Source organism: Kitasatospora sp. NBC_01560 (genome assembly GCF_045208415.1).
In the GTDB taxonomy this organism is placed as follows: domain Bacteria; phylum Actinomycetota; class Actinomycetes; order Streptomycetales; family Streptomycetaceae; genus Kitasatospora.
Genome location: NZ_CP109364.1, coordinates 6,452,482 through 6,476,614 on the forward strand (window position 1 = coordinate 6,452,482; position 24,133 = coordinate 6,476,614).

Annotated in this window: 19 protein-coding genes; 11 read left to right on the forward strand and 8 right to left on the reverse strand. The window is 73.6% G+C overall.

From position 1 onward, the window contains the following. Window positions 1-49: 49 nt before the first annotated feature. Window positions 50-2,500: a DNA topoisomerase (ATP-hydrolyzing) subunit A gene (locus tag OH807_RS27995; RefSeq protein ID WP_406203990.1), complete on the reverse strand. Its 2,451-nt coding sequence runs from the start codon at window positions 2,498-2,500 to the stop codon at window positions 50-52. 229 nt (window positions 2,501-2,729) lie between these two features. On the opposite strand from OH807_RS27995, the gene OH807_RS28000 reads away from it, so the two are divergent. From OH807_RS28000 to OH807_RS28010, 3 genes are all read left to right on the forward strand, one after another. Beyond that, window positions 2,730-4,103 carry a M16 family metallopeptidase gene (locus OH807_RS28000; RefSeq protein WP_406203993.1) on the forward strand — a complete coding sequence of 458 codons (1,374 nt, stop codon included), beginning with the start codon at window positions 2,730-2,732 and terminating at the stop codon, window positions 4,101-4,103. Continuing rightward, window positions 4,100-5,491 (forward strand): M16 family metallopeptidase, encoded by a 1,392-nt coding sequence (locus tag OH807_RS28005; RefSeq protein WP_406203996.1) that lies wholly within the window; start codon window positions 4,100-4,102, stop codon window positions 5,489-5,491. Before OH807_RS28000 ends, OH807_RS28005 begins: the two co-directional genes overlap by 4 nt. A 330-nt stretch (window positions 5,492-5,821) precedes the next feature. Beyond that, complete coding sequence (locus tag OH807_RS28010; RefSeq protein ID WP_406203999.1) at window positions 5,822-7,015, forward strand: RtcB family protein; 1,194 nt, start codon at window positions 5,822-5,824, stop codon at window positions 7,013-7,015. A 22-nt stretch (window positions 7,016-7,037) separates the two neighbouring features. Here OH807_RS28010 and OH807_RS28015 read toward each other — a convergent pair whose 3' ends face one another. Both OH807_RS28015 and OH807_RS28020 read right to left on the reverse strand, forming a co-directional pair. Continuing rightward, entirely contained in the window at window positions 7,038-7,871 is an 834-nt protein-coding gene (locus tag OH807_RS28015) for an LAGLIDADG family homing endonuclease (RefSeq protein WP_406204002.1), read from the reverse strand. Between the two features lie 140 nt (window positions 7,872-8,011). Further along, window positions 8,012-8,293 (reverse strand): HPr family phosphocarrier protein, encoded by a 282-nt coding sequence (locus OH807_RS28020; RefSeq protein ID WP_406204005.1) that lies wholly within the window; start codon window positions 8,291-8,293, stop codon window positions 8,012-8,014. A 371-nt stretch (window positions 8,294-8,664) separates the two neighbouring features. On the opposite strand from OH807_RS28020, the gene OH807_RS28025 reads away from it, so the two are divergent. The 4 genes from OH807_RS28025 (at window position 8,665) to OH807_RS28040 (ending at window position 14,098) form a co-directional block, all read left to right on the forward strand. Next, window positions 8,665-11,433 carry a GNAT family N-acetyltransferase gene (locus tag OH807_RS28025; RefSeq protein ID WP_406211241.1) on the forward strand — a complete coding sequence of 923 codons (2,769 nt, stop codon included), beginning with the start codon at window positions 8,665-8,667 and terminating at the stop codon, window positions 11,431-11,433. A gap of 94 nt (window positions 11,434-11,527) precedes the next feature. Continuing rightward, on the forward strand, window positions 11,528-12,127 hold the full coding sequence (locus tag OH807_RS28030) for a DUF5998 family protein (protein WP_406204008.1): 600 nt from the start codon (window positions 11,528-11,530) through the stop codon (window positions 12,125-12,127). Window positions 12,128-12,205: 78 nt separating this feature from the next. Continuing rightward, window positions 12,206-13,390, forward strand: coding sequence for an alkaline phosphatase family protein (locus tag OH807_RS28035; protein ID WP_406204010.1), 1,185 nt, complete (start codon window positions 12,206-12,208; stop codon window positions 13,388-13,390). Window positions 13,391-13,441: 51 nt separating this feature from the next. After that, window positions 13,442-14,098, forward strand: a complete 657-nt coding sequence (locus OH807_RS28040) for a thymidine kinase (protein ID WP_406204013.1) — start codon at window positions 13,442-13,444, stop codon at window positions 14,096-14,098. Between the two features lie 10 nt (window positions 14,099-14,108). Here OH807_RS28040 and OH807_RS28045 read toward each other — a convergent pair whose 3' ends face one another. Then, entirely contained in the window at window positions 14,109-14,858 is a 750-nt protein-coding gene (locus OH807_RS28045) for a VOC family protein (protein WP_406204015.1), read from the reverse strand. A gap of 154 nt (window positions 14,859-15,012) precedes the next feature. Between OH807_RS28045 and OH807_RS28050 the strand changes: the two genes are divergently transcribed. Then, window positions 15,013-15,870 (forward strand): sulfurtransferase, encoded by an 858-nt coding sequence (locus OH807_RS28050; protein WP_406204018.1) that lies wholly within the window; start codon window positions 15,013-15,015, stop codon window positions 15,868-15,870. Between the two features lie 84 nt (window positions 15,871-15,954). Here the strand turns inward: OH807_RS28050 and sepH are convergent, their stop codons facing one another. Beyond that, window positions 15,955-17,031: a septation protein SepH gene (sepH, locus tag OH807_RS28055; protein WP_406204021.1), complete on the reverse strand. Its 1,077-nt coding sequence runs from the start codon at window positions 17,029-17,031 to the stop codon at window positions 15,955-15,957. A 518-nt stretch (window positions 17,032-17,549) separates the two neighbouring features. On the opposite strand from sepH, the gene OH807_RS28060 reads away from it, so the two are divergent. Next, window positions 17,550-18,494 (forward strand): hypothetical protein, encoded by a 945-nt coding sequence (locus tag OH807_RS28060; protein WP_406204024.1) that lies wholly within the window; start codon window positions 17,550-17,552, stop codon window positions 18,492-18,494. A 42-nt stretch (window positions 18,495-18,536) separates the two neighbouring features. Here the strand turns inward: OH807_RS28060 and OH807_RS28065 are convergent, their stop codons facing one another. Further along, complete coding sequence (locus tag OH807_RS28065; protein WP_406204027.1) at window positions 18,537-19,859, reverse strand: D-arabinono-1,4-lactone oxidase; 1,323 nt, start codon at window positions 19,857-19,859, stop codon at window positions 18,537-18,539. A gap of 155 nt (window positions 19,860-20,014) precedes the next feature. Next, window positions 20,015-21,271, reverse strand: coding sequence for an MFS transporter (locus OH807_RS28070; RefSeq protein ID WP_406204029.1), 1,257 nt, complete (start codon window positions 21,269-21,271; stop codon window positions 20,015-20,017). 129 nt (window positions 21,272-21,400) lie between these two features. On the opposite strand from OH807_RS28070, the gene OH807_RS28075 reads away from it, so the two are divergent. Further along, window positions 21,401-22,558 (forward strand): ferrochelatase, encoded by a 1,158-nt coding sequence (locus OH807_RS28075; protein ID WP_406204032.1) that lies wholly within the window; start codon window positions 21,401-21,403, stop codon window positions 22,556-22,558. 20 nt (window positions 22,559-22,578) lie between these two features. Beyond that, a complete protein-coding gene (locus tag OH807_RS28080) occupies window positions 22,579-23,388 on the forward strand; it encodes an inositol monophosphatase family protein (protein WP_406204035.1) in 810 nt (269 codons plus the stop codon). A 158-nt stretch (window positions 23,389-23,546) separates the two neighbouring features. On the opposite strand, the gene OH807_RS28085 is transcribed toward OH807_RS28080, so the two are convergent. Beyond that, window positions 23,547-23,732 (reverse strand): hypothetical protein, encoded by a 186-nt coding sequence (locus OH807_RS28085; RefSeq protein ID WP_030301315.1) that lies wholly within the window; start codon window positions 23,730-23,732, stop codon window positions 23,547-23,549. Window positions 23,733-24,133: the final 401 nt, after the last annotated feature.

Consider the following 24,133-nt stretch of genomic DNA (forward strand, 5'->3'; position numbering starts at 1 on the left):
GGGACACCACTCGGTGTCCCGCCCCGGGCTCCGCACGTCCCCCGGACGGCTACGCCGGGCCGGCCACCACCGCGATCGGCGTCGTCAGCGGCGTGCCCGAGCCGTCCCGCCGCGGGTCGAGCTCCGGCAGGTCGACCGGCACGCCCTTCGCCGTCGCCGCCCGGGCCGGCGCCGGGCCCGCCCACGCGAACGACAGCGCGTCCTCACCGCGCAGGAACCGCTGGCAACGGACCCCGCCGGTGGCCCGACCCTTGCGCGGGTACTGCTCGAACGGCGTCACCTTCCAGGAGCTCTGCTCCTCACCGGTCAACGTGCCGCCCGCACCCGCCACCGAGACCACCACCGCGTCCACCGCCGGATCCACCGCCGTGAACGACAGCACCCGGGCCCCGTCCGACAACTTGATGCCCGCCATGCCCCCCGCCGGACGGCCCTGCGGACGGACCTGACCCGCCGGGTAGCGCAACAGCTGCGCGTCCGACGCGACGAAGACCAAGTCCTCCTCGCCCGTCCGCAGCTCCACCGCGCCGACCAGCTCGTCCCCGTCCTTCAGCGCGATCACCTCGAACTCGTCCTTGTTGGCCGGCCACTCGGGCACCACCCGCTTCACCACACCCTGCGCCGTCCCCAGCGCCAGACCCGGCGACGACTCGTCCAGCGTGGTCAGCGCCAGGACGCGCTCACCCGCCTCCAGCCGCAGGAACTCGCCCACCGCCGCACCACCCGCCAGCGTCGGCGAAGGCGTCGGCGGCAACGCCGGCAGATCGATCACCGGCAGCCGCAGCACCCGGCCCGCCGACGTCACCACACCCACGTCCGCCCGCGCCGTCGCCGGCACCGCCGACACGATCACGTCGTTCTTCGCCCGCTTCTCCGACAGCTCGAACGGCTCACCGTCCGCCGTCCGCGCCAGCAGACCCGTCGACGACAGCAGCACCCGGCACGGATCGTCCGCCACCTCCAGCGGCACCGCCAGCGACGCCGACGGCACCGAACCCGCCTCCAGCAGCACCGTGCGCCGCTCCGTGCCGAACTGCTTCGACACCGCGGCCAGCTCCGCCGACACCACGCTGCGCAGCCGCGCGTCCGACTCCAGGATCTCCGTCAGCTCCGCGATCTCCGCGTTCAGCTTCGCCTGCTCCGCCTCCAGCTCCACCCGGTCGAACCGGGTCAGCCGCCGCAGCGGAGTGTCCAGGATGTACGCCGTCTGCGTCTCCGACAGCGAGAAGCGCTCCATCAGGCGCTCCTTCGCCTGAGCCGCGTTGTCGCTCGACCGGATGAGCGCGATGACCTCGTCGATGTCGACCAGCGCCACCAGCAGGCCCTCGACCAGGTGCAGCCGCTCCTGGCGCTTGCGCCGGCGGAAGTCGCTGCGCCGGCGGACCACCTCGAAGCGGTGGTCGACGTACACCTCCAGCAGCTCCCGCAGCCCCAGCGTCAGCGGCTGGCCGTCGACCAGCGCCACGTTGTTGATGCCGAAGGTCTCCTCCATCGGCGTCAGCTTGTAGAGCTGCTCCAGCAGCGCCTCCGGCACGAAGCCGTTCTTCACCTCGATCACCAGCCGCAGCCCGTGCTCGCGGTCGGTCAGGTCCTTGACGTCCGCGATGCCCTGCAGCTTCTTCGCGTTGACGAGGTCCTTGATCTTCGCGATCACCTTCTCCGGGCCGACGTTGTACGGCAGCTCGGTGACCACGATGCCCTTGCGACGGGCCGTCACGTTCTCCACCGACGTCGTCGCCCGGATCCGGAACGTGCCGCGCCCCGACTCGTACGCGTCGCGGATCCCCGCCAGACCCACGATCCGGCCGCCCGTCGGCAGGTCCGGACCGGGCACGAACCGCATCAGCGTGTCGAGGTCCGCACCCGGGTGCTTGATCAGGTGCCGGGCCGCCGCCACCACCTCGGACAGGTTGTGCGGCGGCATGTTCGTCGCCATCCCGACCGCGATGCCCGTCGCGCCGTTCACCAGCAGGTTCGGGAACGCCGCCGGCAGCGCCAGCGGCTCCTGCTCACTGCCGTCGTAGTTCGGGCCGAAGTCCACGGTGTCCTCGTGGATCGACTCCACCATGGCCATCGACGCGGCCGTCAGCCGCGACTCCGTGTACCGCATCGCGGCCGGCGGATCGTCGTTGCCCAGCGAACCGAAGTTCCCGTGGCCGTCGATCAGCGGGAGGCGCATCGAGAACGGCTGCGCCATCCGCACGACCGAGTCGTAGATCGACGCGTCACCGTGCGGGTGCAGCCGGCCCATCACCTCGCCGACCAGGCGCGCGCACTTGACGTGCCCGCGCTCCGGCCGCAGGCCCATCTCGTTGGCCTGGTAAAGGATCCGGCGGTGCACCGGCTTCAGACCGTCCCGCGCGTCGGGGAGCGCACGCGAGTAGATCACCGAGTAGGCGTACTCCAGGAAGGAGCCCTGCATCTCGTCCACAACGTCGACATCGAGGATCCGCTCCTCGAAATCTCCGGGCGGCGGGGTCTGCGAACTGCGGCGGGCCATCGCGGCGGGGCTCCCTTGCGTCTTGTCTGCTTCTGCGTTCTGCTCTGCGTCGAATCACGGCTCAGCGCCCCCATTGTGGACCCTCGCGCCGACAGTCCCGGCCAGCGCCCCTCTTCCGCCCCTGGCGAACGCCCCGTCCGCGCGGACACATCCGCGCCCCCCACGCGTTGCACCACAATGGGGACGCCACACGAACCCCCGACAACGACGACGGGAAGGACCCGAGCGCATGGCCAACCCGGCCCCCGCAGCCGCCTCCACCGGAGGCACTGGCGCTGCCATCGCCATCACCGAGCACCGCCTGGCCAACGGCCTGCGGGTCGTCCTCTCCGAGGACCACCTCACCCCGGTCGCCGCCGTCTGCCTCTGGTACGACGTCGGCTCCCGCCACGAGGTCAAGGGCCGCACCGGGCTGGCCCACCTGTTCGAGCACCTGATGTTCCAGGGCTCCGCCAACGTCTCCAACAACGGCCACTTCGAACTCGTGCAGGGAGCCGGCGGCTCGCTCAACGGCACCACGAGCTTCGAGCGCACCAACTACTTCGAGACGATGCCGGCCCACCAGCTCGAACTCGCCCTCTGGCTGGAAGCCGACCGGATGGGCTCGCTGCTCGCCGCCCTCGACGACGCGTCGATGGAGAACCAGCGCGACGTCGTCAAGAACGAGCGCCGCCAGCGCTACGACAACGTGCCCTACGGCACCGCGTTCGAGAAGCTCACCGCGCTCTCCTTCCCCGACGGCCACCCCTACCACCACACCCCCATCGGCTCGATGGCCGACCTCGACGCCGCCACCCTCGACGACGCCCGCGCGTTCTTCCGCACCTACTACGCGCCCAACAACGCCGTCCTCTCCGTCGTCGGCGACATCGACCCCGAGCAGACCGTCGCCTGGGTCGAGAAGTACTTCGGCACCATCCCCGCCCACGACGGCAAGCAGCCCCCGCGCGACGGCACCCTCCCCGACACCATCGGCCGCGAACTCCGCGAGCACATCGACGAGGACGTCCCCTCCCGCGCCCTGATGGCCGCCTACCGCCTCCCGCACGACGGCACCCGCGAGGCCGACGCCGCCGACCTCGCCCTCACCATCCTCGGCAGCGGCGAGTCCAGCCGGCTCTACAACCGCCTCGTCCGCCGCGACCGCACCGCCGTCGCCGCCGGCTTCGGCCTGCTCCGCCTCGCCGGCGCCCCCAGCCTCGGCTGGCTCGACGTCAAGACCTCCGGCGACGCCACCATCGAGCAGATCGACACCGCCGTCGACGAGGAGCTCGCCCGCTTCGCCGCCGAGGGCCCCACCGCCGCCGAACTCGAACGAGCCCAGGCCCAGATCGAGCGCGAATGGCTCGACCGGCTCACCACCGTCGCCGGCCGCGCCGACGAACTCTGCCGCTTCGCCGTCCTGTTCGGCGACCCCAAGCTGCTCGCCGACGCCCTCCCCAAGGTGCTCGACGTCACCGCCGAGGAGGTCCGGGCCGTCGCCCAGGCCCGCCTGCACCCGCAGAACCGGGCCGTCCTCGTCTACGAGCCCACCCCCGGCGACACCGACGACGCCGACGACCAGACCGCCGCCGACACCGAAGAGGAGGGCGCTGCCGCATGAGCACCGACTACGTCCCCGCCATGACGTTCCACCCCCAGCCCGAGCCCGGCACCCCCAGCCCGTGGGCGTTCCCCGCCCCCGGGCGCACCGCCCTCGGCAACGGCATCACCGTCCTGCACTGCGACCGCCCCGGCCAGCAGCTGATCGCCGTCGACGTCCTCCTCGACGCCCCGCTCGCCGCCGAGCCCGACGGCCTCGACGGCATCGCCGGCATCCTCGCGCGCGCCCTCAGCGAAGGCACCGACACCCTCACCGCCGAGGAGTTCGCCGCCGAGCTGGAGCGCGCCGGCGCCACCCTCGACGCGCACGCCGACCACCCCTGCATCCGGGTCTCCCTCGAAGTCCCCGCCAGCCGCCTCCCGCGCGGCCTCGGCCTCCTCGCCGACGCCCTGCGCGCCCCCGCCCTCCCCGAGGACGAGATCGAGCGCCTCGTCGCCAACCGGCTCGACGAGATCGTCCACGAGCAGGCCAACCCCGCCCGCCGCGCCGCCAAGGCCCTCTACGCCGAACTCTTCGACGGCGCCGACCGGCTCTCCCGCCCCCGCGGCGGCACCGCCGACACGGTCAAGTCCATCGACCGGGCCGCCGTCAAGGCCTTCTACGACGCCCACATCCGGCCCGCCACCGCCACCGTCGTCGTGGTCGGCGACCTCACCGGCACCGACCTGCCCGCCCTGCTCGAAGCGACCCTCGGCGCCTGGACCGGCACCGACGCCGCCCCCAGCAGCCACGCCCCGGTGACCGCCACCGACACCGGCCGCGTCGTCATCGTCGACCGCCCCGGCTCCGTCCAGACCCAGCTGCTCATCGGCCGGATCGGCCCCGACCGGCACGACCCCGCCTGGGCCGCCCAGATCCTCGGCACCTACTGCCTCGGCGGCACCCTCACCTCCCGCCTCGACCGCGTCCTGCGCGAGGAGAAGGGCTACACCTACGGCGTCCGGGCCTTCGCCCAGCCGCTGCGCTCCGCCGCCGACGGCAGCGGCCGCGCGATGCTCGCGATCAGCGGCTCGGTGGACACCGCGTCCACCGCCCCCGCCCTCGCCGACACCTGGACCATCCTGCGCACCCTCGCCGCCGAGGGCCTCACCGACGCCGAGCGCGACGAGGCCGTGCAGTTCCTGGTCGGCGTCGCCCCGCTCAAGTACGAGACCGCGGGCTCCGTCGCCGGCACCCTGGCCGACCAGGTCGAGCAGCAGCTGCCCGACGACTACCAGGCCGAGGTGTACCGCAAGCTCGCGGTGCTCCCGACCGCCGCCGCCACCGAGGCCGTCGTCGCGGCCTTCCCGCCGGAGCGCCTGGTCACCGTCCTGGTCGGCGACGCCGCCGCCATCGCCGACGACGTCCGCGCCCTCGGCATCGGCGAGGTCACCGTGGTCGGCGCCTGAGCGGGATCCGAACCCGGGGTGCCTGAACCCCCGTACGGGCCGGGCCCGGTGGAGCACTCCGCTCCGCCGGGCCCGCCGTCGTTAAACCCCTTGCAGCGCCCTCCGCGCCCGTGGGTAGATGGTCCCCGGCACACACGGACGAGAGGAGGCGGTCACCATGCGGGTCGAGCGAACCATACGACGCTCCCCAAGGCCGTTCTCCCTGTTCGCCCTGTGTCTCTTGGCCGCCTGAGCGCCGCCACCCCCAGAACTTCCCCGAGCCGCACCGGGACTCTTCGCGCGGCAGCACACCTAGGCTTGAACCAACCGACCTTTGGAGGTCGTGCCACCATGTCGTACACCGAGGTACCCGGCGTCCGGGTCCCGATCCGGATGTGGACCGACCCGGCCACCGTCGAGGGCCAGGCCATGCAGCAGCTGCGCAACATCAGCTCGCTGCCCTGGCTGCACGGCCTCGCCGTGATGCCCGACGTCCACCTGGGCAAGGGCGCGACGGTCGGCTCCGTCATCGCGATGAACGGCGCCGTCTGCCCGGCGGCGGTCGGCGTGGACATCGGCTGCGGGATGAGCGCCGTGAAGACGTCGCTGACCGCCGGCGACCTCCCCGAGGACCTCTCCCGCCTCCGCTCCAAGATCGAGCAGGCCATCCCGGTCGGCCGCGGCCTCCACGCCGAGCCGGTCGACCCCACCAAGCTCCACGGCTTCGCCACGGCGGGCTGGGACGACTTCTGGGAGCGCTTCGACGGCGTCGCCCACGAGGTGAAGTGGCGCCGCGAGCGGGCCATGCAGCAGATGGGGACGCTTGGCGCCGGCAACCACTTTACGGAGATTTGTGTAGACATGTCCGGTTCGGTGTGGCTGATGCTGCACTCCGGATCGCGCAACATCGGCAAGGAGCTGGCTGAGCACCACATGGGCGTGGCCCGCTCGCTGCCGCACAACCAGGGGCTGGTCGACCGCGATCTCGCGGTGTTCATCGCGGCCACGCCGCAGATGGATGCCTACCGTCAGGACCTCTTCTGGGCACAGGAGTACGCCAAGAGGAACCGCGCGGTCATGATGGCGCTCCTCCAGGACGTCGTCCGCCGTGAGTTCGCCAAGGCGAAGGTCACCTTCGACGGGGTGATCAGCTGCCACCACAACTACGTGGCGGAGGAGCGGTACGACGGCGTCGACCTGCTGGTGACCCGCAAGGGCGCGATCCGGGCGGGCTCCGGCGACTACGGGATCATCCCTGGCTCGATGGGTACCGGCTCGTACATCGTGCGCGGCCTCGGCAACGAGGCGGCGTTCAACTCGGCCTCGCACGGCGCCGGTCGGAAGATGAGCCGGACGGCGGCGAAGAAGCGGTTCACCACGAGTGACCTGGTCGAGCAGACCAAGGGCGTGGAATGCCGCAAGGACAGCGGCGTCGTGGACGAGATCCCGGGCGCCTACAAGTCGATCGAGAAGGTCATCGAGCAGCAGACGGACCTCGTCGAGGTCGTCGCCCACCTGAAGCAGGTCGTCTGCGTCAAGGGCTGACGAGGAGTGTGAGGCCTCCGAGTCACTCGGAGGCGTCACGCCCACCGGTTGTCGGGAGACGCTCTTGTCGCGGCACGACGCGATTGAGCCGCCATCGGCGGACGTTGCAGCTCTGTTCCGTTCTGCCCAGCTGTTCTGCGGCCGCCCTGATGCTCGGGGCTGCCATGAGGATCTCGTCCTGGGCCCTGTCCCAGGACCGCTTGATGATCCTTCTCATGTGGGGTGGCCGAACCCAAGCGGTCGCGTCTTCCGCGGAGGCCCGCTTCCGGGCGAGTGCCAGGCAGTCGGGGTAGTACAGGTCCCTGAGGATCGCGATGGCGTGCTCGCGAGAGAAGAAGAGGTTGTAGATGCCGTCCCGCTGGTTGCGACCGAAGGTGCGACTGGCCCCGGTGAGGTGTTCGGCATAGGCCTGGAAGAACATCGCGATGGCGTTGCTCTGAGTGGTCAGGCTGACGAACGGGAGGCCTCCCGCATAGTGCCCCACGGAGCCGTCCGCGTCGATCAGGCCCCGAAGGTAGTCGCGTTCGGAGAACGGCACTGTCGGGGGAGCGACGATCTCCGACTTCCGGCCGGCCGGCATGCCGAGGGCCTGGAGTTCCTCGCGGAACGCGCGGGCGCTGACGGTCCATACGGCGGAGGTGTGTGAGGCCGTGAAATTGGTGCTGCGAGTCCGTTGGCGGATGCTGCTGTAGTACGGGCAGATCCGCTGGAACTCTTCGAGGATCGGGGCGTCGCGCGCCGAGATCTCCACGGTGAGCCGGCCTTTGTGGCCCACTCCCCGGGCGAGGTGTCCGTCCGCCTGGAGGAAGGCGAACAGGTAGGCGTGCTCGGGTCGTTCGAGGTCGAAGAAGGTCATGCCGTGAGCATCCGCCGGTGTCGCCGTCCGGGGGCTCGTTCGCTCGCCGGTTCGCCCGATGGTGTGGATACGATCGAATGTGCGAAAAGAAGCGCCCGGCAGTGCTATGACTGCCGGGCGCTTCTGTCGGTACGAACGGCTCAGGCGGCGGCCGGGAGCTCGTCGAGGCCTTCGGTGACCAGCTTGGCGAGGCGGTCCAGGGCCTCGTCGGCGCCCTCGGCGTCGGAGGCGAGGACGACCTCCTCGCCGCCCTGGGCGCCGAGGCCGAGCAGGCCGAGCATGGAGGCGGCGTTGACCGGCTTGCCGCCGGGCTTGGCGATGGTGATCGGCACGCCGGTGGCCGTGACGGCCTTGACGAAGACGGAGGCGGGACGGGCGTGCAGGCCCTCGGCCCAACCGATGGTGACGCGGCGCTCAGCCATGAGACGTGCCTTTCCGGTGAAGCTGGTCATGGCCGGATCGGGGGTTACGGCCATGTTGTCTAGACCAGTGTTGCATGGGGGCAACCCCTTCGAGCCGCCGCGTTCGGGAGTTGTGATTGTTTCTTTCGGGGGCATAACCCCCGGCCGGCGGCGGTCTCCACCCTGCCGTGGGCGCAGGTCCGACGCCATTCGGCTCGCCGCCGGATAACCTGACGAATGTGGACGACTCCGCGGTACCGCACCCCGAGCCGAGCCCCCGGCAGGGCGCGAAGCAGACCCCCGGGCAGGGCACGAAGCAGGGTGCGGCGCCGCCCTCCGCGCACCACCCCGAGCAGGCCGGGCCGGACTACCCCCAGCACTGGGAGGCCGACATCCTGCTCCGGGACGGCGGCACGGCGCGGATCCGGCCGATCACGCCCGCCGACGCGGGCCGGCTGGTCGAGTTCTACGAGCAGGTGTCGGACCAGTCCAAGTACTTCCGCTTCTTCGCGCCCTACCCCCGGCTCTCCGACAAGGACGTCCGGCGCTTCACCCACCACGACTTCGTCAACCGGGTCGGCCTGGCCGTGGTGATTCGCGACCGCTTCATCGCGACCGTCCGCTACGACCGGATCGACGCCGACGGGCGCCCCTCGGAGACCGGGACCGACGCCGAGGTGGCCTTCCTGGTGCAGGACGCCCACCAGGGCCGCGGGGTGGCGTCCGCCCTGCTGGAGCACATCGCGGCGGTGGCGCAGGAGCGCGGCATCCGCCGGTTCCAGGCGGAGGTGCTGCCGGAGAACCGCAAGATGGTGAAGGTCTTCACCGATGCCGGCTACACCCAGCACCGCAGTTTCGCGGACGGCGTGGTGCACCTGGAGTTCGACCTGGAGCCGACCGCCGCCTCGCTGGCGGTGATGCGGGCGCGCGAGCACCGGGCCGAGGCGAGGTCGGTGCAGCGCCTGCTCACCCCGCGCTCCGTCGCCGTGCTCGGGGTGTCGCGCCATCCGCAGACGGTCGGCCGGGCGCTGCTGCGCGACCTGCTGGCCGGTTTCGAGGCGGGCGGGAAGGACGACGACCGCCGGGTCTACGCGGTGAACCGCAACGCCCCGCCCGGCACCGAGCTGGACGGTGTGGTGGTGCACCGGTCGATCCTGGAGATCCCGGGCCCGGTGGACCTCGCGGTGATCGCGGTGCCGGCCGCCGCCGTGCCGGCCGCCGTCGCCGAGTGCGGCGCGCACGGTGTGCAGGGGCTGGTGGTGGTCACCGCCGGGTACGCGGAGACCGGGCCGGAGGGCCGGGACCGGCAGCGGGCGCTGATCCGCCAGGCCCGCGCGGCCGGCATGCGGGTGGTCGGCCCGAACGCCTTCGGTCTGATCAGCACCGACGCCGACCGGCCGCTGAACGCCTCGCTGGCGCCGGTCCTGCCGCGGCGCGGCGGCTTCGGCATCTTCTGCCAGTCCGGCGCGATCGGTGTCGCCCTGCTGGAGGCCGCCCACCGCCGGGGCCTCGGTGTCTCCTCCTTCGCCTCGGTCGGCAACCGGGCGGACGTCTCCGGCAACGACCTCCTCCAGTACTGGGCGGAGGATCCGGCCACCGAGGTGGTGCTGCTCTACCTGGAGTCCTTCGGCAATCCGCGCAAGTTCACCCGGATCGCCCGCCGGCTGGCGACCGCCAAGCCGATCGTGGTGGTCAAGGGCGCCCGGCACACCGGCAGTCTGCCCCCGGGCCACGCCGTCCCGCCGACCGCGACCGGGCTGCGCGACGCGACCGTGGACGCGCTGTTCGAACAGGCCGGCGTGACGCGGGTGGAGACGATCACCGAGCTGTACGACACCGGTGAGCTGCTCGCCCAGCAGCCGCTGCCCGCCGGGCCGCGGGTGGCGGTGGTCGGCAACTCCGATTCGCTCGGGCTGCTGACGCACGACGCCTGCCTCGGCGCCGGGCTGCGCCCGCGCACCCCGGTGGACCTCACGACCGCCGCGACCGGCGAGAACTTCCGGATCGCGCTGAACGTGGCGCTGGACGATCCGGCGGTGGACGCGGTGATCGCCGTGGCGATTCCGCCGATCGGCACCGGGATGTGGGGTGTTGCGGCGGGGGGCCGGCCGGCGGGTCCGGACGATCCGGAGCTGGGGTCGGACGATCCGGAGATCGCCGCCGCACTGCTCGAAGCGGGCGAGCGGGCAAGGGAGTTGGGCAAGCCGCTGATGCTCACCCACCTGGCGCTGACCGGCCTGCCGAGCCGGCTGCGGCCGGGCGGCATCCCCGCCTACCCGGCGCCCGAGCGGGCCGTCCGCGCCCTGGCGCATGCCGTCCACTACGCGCAGTGGCGCCGCCGCACGGCCGAGGCGGAGGAGACCGCCCGGGTGCCGGAGCTGGACCGGATCGACGAGGCCGGGGCCCGCGCCCTGGTCGAGGCCGCGCTCTCCACCCGGGCCGCCGTCGCGGCGCGGACCCAGCCGGGCGGCGCCCGGATCACCCTGCCGGACGCGGACGCCGCCGCGCTGCTCGCCCACTACGGCATCGACGTCTCGCCGGCCCGGCCGGCCCCGGACGAGGAGACCGCCGTCCGGGCGGCGGGGGCGCTCGGCTACCCCGTCGCGCTGAAGGCGACCGCGCCGCACCTGCGCCACCGCCCGGATCTCGGCAGTGTCCGGCTGGACCTCACGGGCGAGCCGGGGCTGCGCCGGGCGCACCGGGAGCTGGACGTGCTGCTCGGCGGGGCCGCCCAGGCCGAGCTGGTGGTCCAGCGGCTGGCCCCGCGCGGGGTGGACACCGTGATCGGCGCCACCGTCGACCCGGCGGTCGGCGCGATTCTCTCCTTCGGTCTGGCGGGTGCGCCGGCCGAGCTGCTCGGTGATGTGGCTCACCGGCTGGTTCCGGCCACCGACCAGGACGTCGCCGGACTGATCCGCGAGGTGCGGGCGGCGCCGCTGCTGTTCGGCTGGCGGGGTGCCGAGGCGGTGGACACCGCGGCGCTGGAGGAGGTGCTGCTGAGGGTCTCCCGGCTGGTGGACGACCTGCCGGAGGTGGCCTCGGTGGATCTCGAACCCGTGGTCGTGGCCCCGCACGGACTGGCGATCCTGGGGGCGCGGGTGCGGATCGCGCCCCTGCCCGTCCGCAGCGATCTGGGCCCGCGCGCCATGAGCACGCTGTAACCTTCGTTGGTTGCGCCCTGTCCGGGGGCGCTGTTGTCCGGAAGCTCGGCGCCGTGCCGCCCGCTTCGTCGGCGGACCATGCCAGGATGGAGTTATGGCGAAGACCGGTACCACCACCACTCAGGACCTGCGCTCGGCGATCGAGCGCAGCGGTTACTACCCGGCCCTGGTGTCCGAGGCGGTCGAGTCCGCGGTGGGTCCCGAGCCGATCAGCTCCTACCTGGTGCACCAGGAGACCACGTTCGACGCCAATGAGGTCCGCCGGCACGTGACCGTGCTGGTGCTGACCCCGACCCGTTTCGTGGTGAGCCACACCGACGAGCAGTCCGGCGACGGCGCTGCTCCGGCGGTGCCGTTCGCGACCACCTCGACCGAGAGCGTCCGGCTGGACCGGATCGGCTCGGTGGTGGTGAGCCGGATGGTCGCCAACCCGGAGACGTACACGCCGGGCACGCTGCCGCGCGAGGTCGTGCTGACGATCGGCTGGGGCGCCGTGCAGCGCCTGGACCTGGAGCCGGCCGGCTGCTCGGACCCGAACTGCGAGGCGGACCACGGCTACACCGGGTCGGCCACCGCCGACGACCTCTCCCTGCGGGTCAGCGAGGCCGGTGACGGTCCGGAGACGGTCGCGCAGGCCCTGGTGTTCGCCCGGGCGCTGTCCGACGCGACGATCAGCAACGGCCCGCGGGCCTGATCCGGCGACGCACGGCGACGTGCGCCGAGACCCGACGCACGACGACGCCACCGAAGCCAGGAAGCCTGCCCCTCAGCCATGTCCTTCGCCCCTGACGGCCACGACGCCTTCGAGATCCTCGACCCCGCCACCGCTCCGGCGCCCCCGTACGGCGCCGGTTCGCTCTGCGACCTGCTGCCGTCGGTGGCGGCCGGCCTGGAGGTGCCCGGGTTCACCGCGACGCTGCCGATCGAGCCCGCCGACCGGGTGGTGGTGTTCCTGGTCGACGGTCTCGGCTGGGAGCTGCTGCTGCGCCACCCCGAGTACGCGCCGTTCCTCTCCTCGCTGGCCGGCAGCTCGCTCGGCGGCTCCGGCCGCCCGCTGACCGCCGGTTTCCCGTCGACCACCGCCACTTCGCTGGCCTCGGTCGGCACGGGCACCCCGCCGGGTCTGCACGGCCTGGCCGGTTACACGGTGGCGGTGCCGGGCGCCGGCTACCTGATGAACCAGCTGCGTTGGCAGCCGCACACCGATCCGGCGCTCTGGCAGCCGTACCCGACGGTGTTCGAGCGGACGCAGGCGGCCGGGGTGGCGACGGCGCAGGTGTCCTCGCCGCTGTTCGCCCAGACGCCGCTGACCCGGGTGGCGCTCTCCGGCGGCACGTTCATGGGCCGCACCACCGGTGAGGAGCGGATGGACCGGGCCGCCGCCTGGCTGGCGGAGCACGACCGCGCCCTCGTCTACACGTACGTGAGTGAGCTGGACGGTGCCGGGCACCGGTTCGGGGTGGACTCCGACGAGTGGCGGATGACGCTCGACGCGGTGGACCGGCTCGCCCGCCGGCTGGCCCGGCAGCTGCCGCCGCGTTCGGCGATGTACGTGACCGCCGACCACGGCATGATCGACATCGCCCCCGAGGACCGGATCGACTTCGACGAGGACTGGGAGCTCGGTGCGGGCGTCGCGCTGCTCGGTGGCGAGGGCCGGGCCCGGCACGTGTACGCCGTGCCGGGGGCTGCCGCCGACGTGTACACGGTGTGGAGCGAGGTGCTCGGCGACCGGATGTGGGTCGCGACCCGGGACGAGGCGATCGCGGCCGGCTGGTTCGGCCCGTCGGTGGACGACCGGGTCTACCACCGGATCGGCGACGTGGTCGCCGCCGCGCGGGACGACGTGGCCGTGGTCGCCTCCCGCAACGAGCCCGGCGAGTCCGCGATGATCGGCCTGCACGGCTCGATGACCCCGGTCGAGCAGTTCGTGCCCCTGCTCGAAGTCCGCGCGTGAACCCCCCGCTCCGCGCGAACTCCCCCTCTCTGAAAGGCCTCTGCTCCACCCATGGCTGAACTGGTGTTCTTCTCGGGCACGATGGACTGCGGGAAGTCGACGCTCGCGCTCCAGATGGACCACAACCACGCCGCCCGCGGCCGGCAGGGGATCATCCTCACCCGCAACGACCGGGCGGGTGCGGCGACCATCTCCAGCCGGCTCGGTCTGCGTGCCGAGGCGGTCGAGGTGGCGGACGGCTTCGACTTCCACGCGCACGTGGTGCACCGGCTGTCGGCCGGCGGCCGGGTGGACTACCTGATCTGCGACGAGGCCCAGTTCTTCGCCGCCGAGCAGGTCGACCAGCTGGCCCGGGTGGTCGACGAACTCGGCATCGACGTCTTCACCTTCGGCATCACCACGGACTTCCGGACGAGGCTCTTCCCCGGCTCGCAGCGGCTGATCGAGCTCGCCGACCGGGTCGAGGTGCTCCAGGTCGAGGCGCTCTGCTGGTGCGGCGCGCGGGCCACCCACAACGCCCGCACGGTCGGCGGCGTGATGGTGGTCGAGGGGGCCCAGGTCGTGATCGGCGACATCTCGGTGCGCGAGGACGAGGTCGGCTACGAGGTGCTCTGCCGCCGGCACCACCGCCGCCGGCTGACGGCCGCGACCGCCCGTGCCTCGGTGCTCTCCCCGGACGTGCTGCCCTTCGAGGAGCAGCAGGCCTGACCGGGGGCCGTCAGGCCGCTTCGAGGACGGAGAAGTGGCCGCCCTGCGGGTCGGCCAGCCGGGCCTGGCGGCCGCGCCCGGCGTCGTGCGGGCCCACCAGGACCCGGCCGCCCAGTTCGACCGTGCGACGGGCCGTCAGGTCGGCGTCCCGGACGGCGAAGTGGACGCGCCAGCGGGGCGGGTGCCCGCGCAGTTCGGCGCCGGGCCGGATGCCGGCGACCGGCCGGCCGTCCACCAGCAGGGCGGATGCGCCGCCGTCCGCGGCGACGGGCCGTCCGAGGACGGCGCCGTAGAAGCCCGCGGCGCCCGACTCGTCGGGGGTGAGCAGTTCGGCCCAGGCGGGCCCGCCCGGTTCGGGGCCGGCCTCCCGGCCGGGGTGCTCCTCGCCCTGCCAGAGGCCGAAGACCGCGCCGGACACGTCGGCGGCGATCGCGAGGCGCCCGGCCCGTTCGGCCTGCAGCGGGCCGACGGCGACCGTGCCGCCGCACTCGCGGACGAGCTGGGCCGTGCGGTCGGCGTCGTCCACCGCGAAGTAGGTGGTCCACTGCACCGGGAAGCCGGTCGCGGCGAGGACGCCGAGCCCGGCGACCGGGGCGCCGTCGAGTTCGGCCCGGACGTAGTCGCCGAGCTGGGCGGGGCCGGGCGTGTACGTCCAGCCGAGCAGCTCGGCGTAGAAGGCGCGGGCGCCGGCCAGGTCGTCGGTCATCAGGCTCACCCAGCACGGTGTGCCCTGGGCGAGCCGGAGTTGCACCGCGGGCATGCGGGCCTCCTCAGGGGCGGTCGGCGCACGGAGCTGTGCACGTGAGGGTGATGGTTCCACCCTGGCGCGCGCCGAACCCTCGGGCCGCGCGGAAAGTCCGGCAAAGACCGCACAAAGAGCGTCGGGGTGGTGGTGCTGCGCGAGAATGACCGCCATGACGACTTCTCACGACTCCCCGCTGGTCTCGGTGGCCGGCCTGCGGGAGGCGCTCGGTTCGGACCGTCCGCCGGTCCTGCTCGACGTGCGCTGGCAGCTCGGCGGCCCGCCCGGGATCGAGGACTACACGGTGGGTCACCTGCCCGGCGCCCACTTCGTCGCGTTGGACACGGAGTTGGCCGCGCCGGCCGGTCCGCCGGGGCGTGGTGGCCGGCACCCGCTGCCGGAGCCGGCGGAGTTCGGGGCCGCGATGCGCCGCGCCGGGGTCCGCGCGGACCGGCCGGTGGTGGTCTACGACGGTGCGACCTCGCTGGCCGCGGCCCGGGCGTGGTGGCTGCTGCGCTGGGCCGGGCACCCCGACGTGCGGGTGCTGGACGGCGGGTTCGCGGCCTGGCAGGAGGCCGGGCTGCCGGTGACCGAGGTGGTGCCGGCGCCGGAGGCCGGGGACTTCGTGCCGGTGCCGGGGCAGCTGCCGACGGTGGACGGCGACGGCGCCGCGGCCTGGGCCCGGTCGGGTCTGCTGCTGGACGCGCGGGCCGGTGAGCGCTACCGCGGCGAGACCGAGCCGATCGACCCGCGGGCGGGGCACGTCCCGGGTGCGGTGTCCGCGCCGACCACCGAGAACGTCGGCCCGGACGGGCGGTTCCGGCCGGCCGGCGAACTGGCCGAGCGGTTCCGCGCGTTGGGTGCGGGTGAGCGGGAGACGGCGGTGTACTGCGGTTCGGGGGTGACGGCGGCGCACGAGATCCTGGCGCTCGCGGTGGCGGGCCTGCCGGCCACGCTGTACCCGGGGTCGTGGAGCGAGTGGTCGAGCGACGGGGGGCGACCGGTGGCGGTCACCGGCCTGCCGGGCTGAGACCGGGGCGGGGCGGGGCGCGGCCGGAGCCCGGGCACGGCGAAGGGGCGGGAGGCCGGCCTCCCGCCCCTTCGCCGAGGACGGCTATTCCTGCTTCTTGCGCCGGCTGCCGAAGACGATCTCGTCCCAGCTCGGCACGGTGGCCCGGCGCCCGGGGCGGACGCCGTCCGCCTCGGCCTGCCGGTCGGTCGTGCCGACCAGGCGTTCGCGGTGCGGGGCGACGGCGCGCGGCATCAGGATGTCCGCGTAGGCCGAGCCGGCTCCGACGGCGGGTGCGGCGGCGGCCGGCTCCTCGGTCTCCTCGGCGACCTCGGCGGGCACCGGTTCGATCGACGGCGGGGCGCCGACGGCGAGGTCGCCGCGGAAGGCGGGGACGACGTCGAGCAGGCTGGTCAGGGAGTCGCGCGCGTCGGCGGTGGCCTCGCGGGACTCCCGCACCTCGCGGGAGGACATGATGCGGTCGGCGGACGGTCGGTCGATCATCGGGCGCAGCGGCCGGTCCTGGGGGAGCCGGGCGATCCGCGGGATGAACGGGAAGATCGACTCCTCCTCGCGCTCGACGTTCTCGCCGATCAGCGCGCGGGCCTCGTCGTCGTTGGGCTGGACGAGGCGGCGCGGCGGGTCGTACGTCCAGGACGCGCTGCGGCCCTCGCCGTCGGCCCGGTAGGAGAGGATGACCTCCCAGGTGCCGTCGTCGCGCCGCCAGGAGTCCCAGCGTTCGGTGTCCTTCTCGGCGCCGCGCAGCGCGAGCCGCTCGGCGACGGCCTCGCCCAGCTGCGGTCCGGTGGACTCGCCGTGCCGGCGGATGGCGGTCTTGCGGGCGCGCTCGGCCATGAAGGCGCGCTCGGCGAGTACCGGTCCTTCGAAGCGGCGGACGCGGTCGACGGAGATGCCGGCGGCCTGGGCGACCTCCTCGGCGGAGGCACCGGCTCGTATCCGCGCCTGGATGTCACGCGGCCGGAGGTGGCTCTCGACCTCGATCTCGATCTGGCCGAGGCGCGGACGGTCACCCCGGATGGCGGCGCGCAGCCGCTCGTCGATGGGGAGGGTGTACTCCGTGCTGTCGGCAGCCTTGAGCACCAGCCGTGTGCCGTCGTTGCTGACGGCCACAACCCGCAGTTCGGGCACGGTTACCTCCCGGGTGGTGCCTGCCGACGTCACCTGCGTCGCTGCTCCCGTACTGAGTGTGGCCTGCCCGCTCGCGACTGGCCACAACCTTGCTGAGTTCCCCGGCGTGTCGGGCTTACGCCCGGGCTCGCCGCTGTGGCACGGTTGCCTTTTTGCCACGTCACCTGTTGACGTCGCGCCTGGGTGTCCCGGCCGTACTCGCACGCGAAGTGTTTCGCGACGGTCCGGGACGGGCGTCGCCGTGCGTGCCTGCGCCGTGGCTCTTTGTCGATCTGCCAGGTGATGGCCAGTCGACAAGTCGACCCAGGGCTCGGGCTTTACGAACAGTACTCCATTCGTGGCATCCAAAGGGGCGGCTCGCCGCTCAAGTCTCCCGCGATTCACGGGAATCTCAAGAGCGCGCTCCCCCGATGGAGGACGATCGACCGGGGCACGGTGATCATCTTCACATATATCCCCCGCGCAGAACCGCATTTTCGTCCCTTGTGTCCTTCTTTGGGCAAGATGGAGTGACTTGTTCGAAGAACAGTCGTACGAACCGAGGGATGTTGATGCCGGAGCAGAAGACTGCCGCGAAGCCGGCCGGGGAGGTCGAGGAGGAAGGTCGCAGGCGAATTGACCTGAGTGTGGCTCAGGTCGCGGCCAGTGCACTCGCCACCGTGGTGGGGGCAGTGCTCGCCTCCGAACTCGGCGTCTACGGAACCATTCTGGGCGCGGCGGTGGTGAGTGTCGGGGCGACCACCGGAAGTGCGGTGTTCCAGCACGTTTTCCGGCGCACCGGCGAACAATGGCGCGGCGCGGTGGAGCGGACCGGTCCGGGGGCGGCGGTGAACGGGCTCCGCCAGGTGCCGGGCGACCTCCCGGCCCCGGCCGGCGCGGCGGACGCAGCGGCCCCGGCCGGGCCGGTCTCCCCGGTGGGCTCCCCGGCGCTCTCCCCGGAGTGGAACGCACCGCAGGTGGTCCGGGTGCGCCGCCGGTGGACGTGGAAGACGTACACGGCGGTGTCCGGGCTGGTCTTCGTCCTGGCGATGGTGCCGATCGTCGGCTTCGAACTGGCCACCGGGCAGCCGGTGTCGGCGACGGTGAAGGGCGAGGCGGGCAGCGGCACCTCGCTGGGCGGCACGGTGCGCCCGAAGCCCGCGGACCCGTCCGCCCCGGCCGGCCGGCCGTCCGGCGGCCCCACCGGCGCACCGACGGGCGGCGCGTCGGCCTCGCCGGGGAAGGACGGCGGTGCCTCGGCGCCGGCCGTTCCGGATCGCAGCCCGGGCGCCGGGAGCAGCGGCGGGGCCTCGCCGTCGCAGAGCCCGGGGCCGACGCCGTCCGCCGGAGTCTCCTCGGGTGCGTCCGCCGGCCCCTCCGCGGGGTCCTCGGCCGGGCCGTCCGGCGGGGCGACCGCGAGCGGGGGCGCCGCCGAACCGTCCGGCGCGGCGAGCCCGAACCCGCCGGCCCCGACCGGTGCGCCGGCCGCCGCCCCCTCGGGCGCGACGGTCGGCTAGCCGGTCCGGGTGTCGCTGCGGGCCGGGGCCGCCGGACCGGCCTCAGGCGCCCAGGACCCGCCGCAGGTAGTCGTTGCCGAAGCGGCGCTGCGGGTCGACCTCGTCCCGCAGCGCCGTGAAGTCGGCGAAGTGCGGGTAGACCTCGGCGAGGTGGCCGGCGTCGCGGGTGTGCAGCTTGCCCCAGTGCGGCCGGCCGTGGTGGGCGGCCATCAGCTTCTCCACCTCGGTGAAGTAGCCCTGCTCGGCGGTGCCGCGGTAGAGGTGGACGGCGATGTAGGCGCTGTCCCGGCCGTTGGCGGTGGAGAGCCAGATGTCGTCGGCGGGGGCGAAGCGCACCTCGACGGGGAAGCTGATCCGCCAGTCGGAGCGCTCCACCATGGCCCGCAGCTCGCGCAGCACCCCGGCCACCTCCGCGCGCGGCACCGCGTACTCCATCTCCAGGAAGCGGACCTTGCGCGGGCTGGTGAACACCCGGTGGGCGGTGTCGGTGTAGCTGCGGTCCGACCAGGCGCGGCTGGCCAGCGAGGCGATGGTGGGCACGGCGCCGGGGAAGCGCCGGCCGACCCGGCAGGCGCCCTCCCAGACGATGTTGGAGAGGAAGTCGTCCTCCAGCCACTCCTTGAACCGGGGCAGCGGGGCGGCCGGCCCCTGGCTGCGGTTGTTGCGCTTGGTGGAGCAGCGGTCGGTGTGCGGGAACCAGTAGAACTCGAAGTGCTCGTTGACGGCGGTGAGGTCGTCGAGGCGGTCCAGCACCTCGTCGAAGCGCATCGGCTGCTCGTGGGCGGTGAGCAGGAAGGCCGGTTCGACGGCGAAGGTGAGCGCGGTGATCACGCCGAGCGCGCCGAGGCCGAGCCGGGCGCCCTGGAAGAGCTGCGGGTTCTCGGTGGGGGAGCAGTGCCGGACGCTGCCGTCGGCGAGGACGATCTCCAGGGCTCGGATCTGGGCGGCGAGCGAGCCGGAGTCCCGGCCGGTGCCGTGGGTGCCGGTGCTGGTCGCGCCGGCCACGGTCTGCACCTCGATGTCGCCCATGTTGGTGAGCGAGAGCCCGGCGGCGGCGAGCACGCGGTTGAGCCGGGAGAGCGGGAGGCCGGCCTCGACGGTGATGGTGCCGGCCTCGCGGTCGATGCCGCGGACGGCGGTGAGGGCGTGCGGGCGGACGAGGACGCCGTCGCCGGCGGAGGCGATCGAGGTGAAGGAGTGGCCGGAGCCGACGGCCTTGACGGTGCGGCCCGCGTCGGCTGCGCGCAGGATCTCCTTGGCCAGTTCCTCCGCGGTGCCCGGCGTGACCACCCGGGCCGGGTGGGCGCTCTGGTTGCCCGCCCAGTTGGTCCAGCGGGTGCGGGGTGCGGTACTGGCCTGGGGCATGCGGTGCCTCCTGCTCCGTGGCCGAACGCGTCGGCTCGCTCCGGGGCGGCCGGCCCGCCCTGCGGTCTCCCTACCCGCGGGTAGGCCGCGGGTAGGGAGGAGAGTAGTCAGTCGGCCGTTCGAGGTCTACGGTCCGCCGCCCGCAGGTGCCGGGTTCAGTGTTCGGCGCCGGCGGTCTGCCCGCTGGACCGGGCCGTCCCGGGGCCGGCGATTCCGGCCCGCAGGCGGCGCAGCCCGGCCAGGGCGACGAGCACGCCGAACACCCCGGCGACCAGCGGTACCCAGTATCCGGCGGAGGCGCCGGAGGCGTCGACCACCCAGCCGCCGGCGGAGGAGCCGAGGGCGACGCCGATGGCGAGCCCGGTGGTGGTCCAGGCCATGCCCTCGGTGAGCTGGGAGGCCGGGACGAGCCGCTCGACCAGGGCCATCGCGGAGATCAGGGTGGGGGAGATGGCGACGCCGGCGACCAGCAGGGCCGCGCCGGCCGCGATCAGCCCGCCCGGGCCGTGCACGGTCGAGGCGACGAGCAGGATCGGGATCATGCTGAGCGCCATCATCACCACCCCGGCGAAGAACCGGTTGGCCAGCGAGCCCTGCGGCTTGAGCGCGCCGTAGACGAGGCCGGCCAGGCCGGAGCCGAGCGCCCACACGGCGAGGACGAAGCTGGCCAGCTCCTTGTGCCCCTGGGCGTCGGCGAAGGCGACGGTGACGATCTCGACCGAGCCGAAGATCGCGCCGGTGGCGATGAAGGTGAGCACCAGGACGACCAGGCCGCCGTTGGCGATGGCACTGCCGCCGCCGCGGGTGGCGGCGGGGTGGACCGGCGGCTCGGTGCGGCGCTGGGCGGTGAACAGCACGGTGCCGACGGCGAGTGCGACGGCGGCGGCCAGCACGCCGGCCTCCGGGAACACGGTGGTGGCCAGCCCGACGGCGAGGATCGGGCCGACGATGAAGCAGAACTCGTCGACCACGGCCTCGAAGGAGTAGGCGGTGTGCAGCCTGGGCGCGTCGTCCCGGTAGAGGTGGGCCCAGCGGGCGCGGACCATGGCGCCCGCACTGGGCATCGCGCCCATCCCGACGGCGAACACGAACAGCGTCCAGGACGGCGCGCCGAAGTGGGCGCAGAGCAGCAGCCCGGCCCCGGCGGCCAGCGTGATCGCGGCGGCGGGGAGGGCCACCCGGCGCTGCCCGTGGCGGTCGACCAGCCAGGAGACCAGCGGCCCCAGTGCGCCGGCGGCCACCGCCAGGGTGGCCGACACCGCGCCCGCCAGCCCGTACGACCCTCTCAACTGGGAGAGCATGGTCACGATGCCGATGCCGGTCATCGAGATCGGCAGCCGGGCTATGAAGCCGGCCGAGGAGAAGGCCAGACTGCCGGGGGCGGTGAATATCTGGCGGTAAGTGGAGAGCACGGGGGAGCTCCGTGGGGTAAGGAACAAGGCTGGTCAACACAGCTTACGTACCTTGGCGAACAGTATTTTCCGGACACCCGGTGCCGCCCCGACGGCGCCGTCCGGCCCCTCAGTGGCAGGATCGGTGCCATGTCCGACGTGCGCAATCCCTCACCTCCCGGCGCCGCTCCGATCGCCGCCCGGCCGTACGACGCCCTGCTGTTGCTCTCCTTCGGCGGGCCCGAGGCCCCCGAGGACGTCGTCCCCTTCCTGGAGAACGTCACCCGCGGCCGGGGCATCCCGAAGGAGCGGCTCAAGGAGGTGGGCAAGCACTACTTCATGTTCGGCGGGGTGAGCCCGATCAACGAGCAGAACCGTGAGCTGCTGGCCGCACTGCGCAAGGACTTCGCCGAGCACGGCCTCGACCTGCCGGTCTACTGGGGCAACCGCAACTGGGCGCCCTACCTGGTCGACGCGCTGCGCGAGATCGCCGCCGACGGGCACCGCCGCATCGCCGTCCTCGCCACCAGCGCCTACGCCGGCTACTCGGGCTGCCGCCAGTACCGGGAGAACCTCGCCGACGCCCTCGCGGCGCTCGCCGCGGAGGGGCAGCCGGCCCTGCGGGTGGACAAGCTGCGGCACTTCTTCAACCACCCGGGCTTCGTCGAGCCGATGATCGACGCCACCGTGGCCGCCCTGCACGCGCTGCCCGAGCAGGCCCGGGCCGGCGCCCGGCTGGCGTTCACCACCCACTCGATCCCGGACGGCATGGCCGAGGCCTCCGGCGCACCGGACGACCCGGCCCGCGGCCGGCCCGGCGGCGCCTACGTCGCCCAGCACCTGGAGGTGGCCCGGCTGATCGCCGACGCCGTCGCCGGGCGCACCGGCGTGCCGGACCGCCCCTGGGAGCTGGTCTACCAGAGCCGCAGCGGCGCCCCGCACGTCCCGTGGCTGGAGCCCGACATCTGCGACCACCTGGAGGCGCAGCGGGCCGACGGCGCGCCCGCCGTGGTGATGGTCCCGATCGGCTTCGTCTCCGACCACATGGAGGTCAAGTACGACCTGGACACCGAGGCGGTGGCCAGGGCCGCCGAGCTCGGCCTGCCGGTCGCCCGCGCCGCCACCGTCGGCGCCGACCCGCGGTTCACCGCCGCCGTGCGCGAGCTCGTCCTGGAACGCGCCGCGACCGAGCGCGGTGAGGCCGTCACCCGCTGCGCCCTGGGTGCTCTCGGCCCCGCCCACGACGTCTGCGCGGTGGCCTGCTGCCCCAACCCGCGCGCCCCCCGCCCGGCCGCCGCCGAGCGCTGATCCCGCCCCGAGGAGAGCCCGTGCCCAGCCCCGAACTGCTCGACGAACTGCTCGACGTCGCCCTGGACGCCGCCCGGCGGGCGGGCGCGCTGCTGCGCGACGGCCGGCCCGCCGACCTGGGCGTCGCGGGCACCAAGAGCAGCCCGGTCGACGTCGTCACCGAGATGGACCTCGCCTCCGAGAAGCTGGTCGTGGAGCTGATCGGCACCCGCCGCCCGGCCGACGGCTACCTCGGTGAGGAGGGCGCCGACCGGCCCGGCACGAGCGGGGTCCGCTGGGTGGTCGACCCGCTCGACGGCACGGTCAACTACCTGTACGGGCTGCCCTCGTGGGCCGTCAGCGTGGCCGCCGAGCTGGACGGCGAGGCGGTCGTCGGCGTGGTGTACGCCCCGGCGCGCGGGGAGCTGTTCCAGGCGGTGCGGGGCCGTGGCGCCCGGCTGGACGGCCGGCCGCTCGCCGTCCGCGCGGCCCCGCCGTGGGGGCAGGCGCTGATCGGCACGGGCTTCAACTACGTGCAGCAGGTGCGGGTCCGGCAGGCCGAGGTGCTGCTTGCGCTGATGCCGGAGGTCCGCGACATCCGCCGGGGCGGGGCCGCCGCGGTGGACCTCTGCGACGTCGCGGCCGGGCGGCTGGACGGGTACTACGAGCGCGGGCTGGCGCCCTGGGACCGGGCGGCCGGCTGCCTGATCGCCGCCGAGGCGGGCGCGCTGGTCGGCGGCCGCCCCGGGCACGGTCCGGACGGTGAGCTGACCGTCGCCGCCGCCCCGGGCGTCTACGAGCCGCTCCAGGAGCGGCTGGCCGGGCTGCGGGCCTGGGCGGACCGGGGCTGACCGGCAGACCCGGCCCGGGGCCGGGCCCGCCTGCGGGCGGGCCCGGCCCCGGGCAGCGAAGAGCCCTGGCACACACGACGGATGCCAGGGCTTGGGTTTCGCACGGCCCCCGCAGGGCCGCTGGTGCCGGAGGTCCGGCGTCGGGTCGGTCGGGTGGCTCAGGCAGCGGTGCGGTGGCGCTCCAGCACCGTGTCCACGCCGTGCTCGGCGGCGAGCCGGCGGAGATCGTCCAGCTCGGACTGCTCCACCTCGGCCAGGAATTCGTCCCCGGCCTCGATCGCGCGGTGCAGGTCCTGCTCGGCGTTGGCTATGCGCTGCAGGATTCCGGCGGTGAAGGCGTCCATACGGGCCCCCTTACTGTGTCGGACGTGCACGTTCGTGCGTCCCCCGCCCCGGGATGCGAAGGTCAGCGGAAGCGTCCGATCCGGCAGGTCGAGATCTCCGGTCGGGCGCGGAGACGGCCCTCGGCCGCTCCCGTGACGCCCCAGCCCCAGGGCCGGCGCGGATGAACGCACGGCGGGTGGGTGCGATCGGCCAACAGCCAGATCGCGGGTGTGCACCTGTCCTCCCCGCCCCCGGGCGGAGGAAACCTCCCCGGGCGAGAAAGTTGCCTGTGTCACAGTCCAAGCGGAGTGTTCCCGCCACGAACCGTGCCCCGCCGCCGCCGCGCCGCCCGGTGCGAACGTGCCTCCGGGGCAGCTTATCGCTGCTTTACCGCCCGACCAGGCAGGATGGGGACCACCGT

Coding starts and splice junctions, on each gene's coding strand:
- OH807_RS27995 (WP_406203990.1), bottom strand. CDS start 2,500: ATGGCCCGCCGCAGTTCGCAGACCCCGCCGCCCGGAGATTTCGAGGAG.
- OH807_RS28000 (WP_406203993.1), top strand. CDS start 2,730: ATGGCCAACCCGGCCCCCGCAGCCGCCTCCACCGGAGGCACTGGCGCT.
- OH807_RS28005 (WP_406203996.1), top strand. CDS start 4,100: ATGAGCACCGACTACGTCCCCGCCATGACGTTCCACCCCCAGCCCGAG.
- OH807_RS28010 (WP_406203999.1), top strand. CDS start 5,822: ATGTCGTACACCGAGGTACCCGGCGTCCGGGTCCCGATCCGGATGTGG.
- OH807_RS28015 (WP_406204002.1), bottom strand. CDS start 7,871: ATGACCTTCTTCGACCTCGAACGACCCGAGCACGCCTACCTGTTCGCC.
- OH807_RS28020 (WP_406204005.1), bottom strand. CDS start 8,293: ATGGCTGAGCGCCGCGTCACCATCGGTTGGGCCGAGGGCCTGCACGCC.
- OH807_RS28030 (WP_406204008.1), top strand. CDS start 11,528: ATGGCGAAGACCGGTACCACCACCACTCAGGACCTGCGCTCGGCGATC.
- OH807_RS28035 (WP_406204010.1), top strand. CDS start 12,206: ATGTCCTTCGCCCCTGACGGCCACGACGCCTTCGAGATCCTCGACCCC.
- OH807_RS28040 (WP_406204013.1), top strand. CDS start 13,442: ATGGCTGAACTGGTGTTCTTCTCGGGCACGATGGACTGCGGGAAGTCG.
- OH807_RS28045 (WP_406204015.1), bottom strand. CDS start 14,858: ATGCCCGCGGTGCAACTCCGGCTCGCCCAGGGCACACCGTGCTGGGTG.
- OH807_RS28050 (WP_406204018.1), top strand. CDS start 15,013: ATGACGACTTCTCACGACTCCCCGCTGGTCTCGGTGGCCGGCCTGCGG.
- OH807_RS28060 (WP_406204024.1), top strand. CDS start 17,550: ATGCCGGAGCAGAAGACTGCCGCGAAGCCGGCCGGGGAGGTCGAGGAG.
- OH807_RS28065 (WP_406204027.1), bottom strand. CDS start 19,859: ATGCCCCAGGCCAGTACCGCACCCCGCACCCGCTGGACCAACTGGGCG.
- OH807_RS28075 (WP_406204032.1), top strand. CDS start 21,401: ATGTCCGACGTGCGCAATCCCTCACCTCCCGGCGCCGCTCCGATCGCC.
- OH807_RS28085 (WP_030301315.1), bottom strand. CDS start 23,732: ATGGACGCCTTCACCGCCGGAATCCTGCAGCGCATAGCCAACGCCGAG.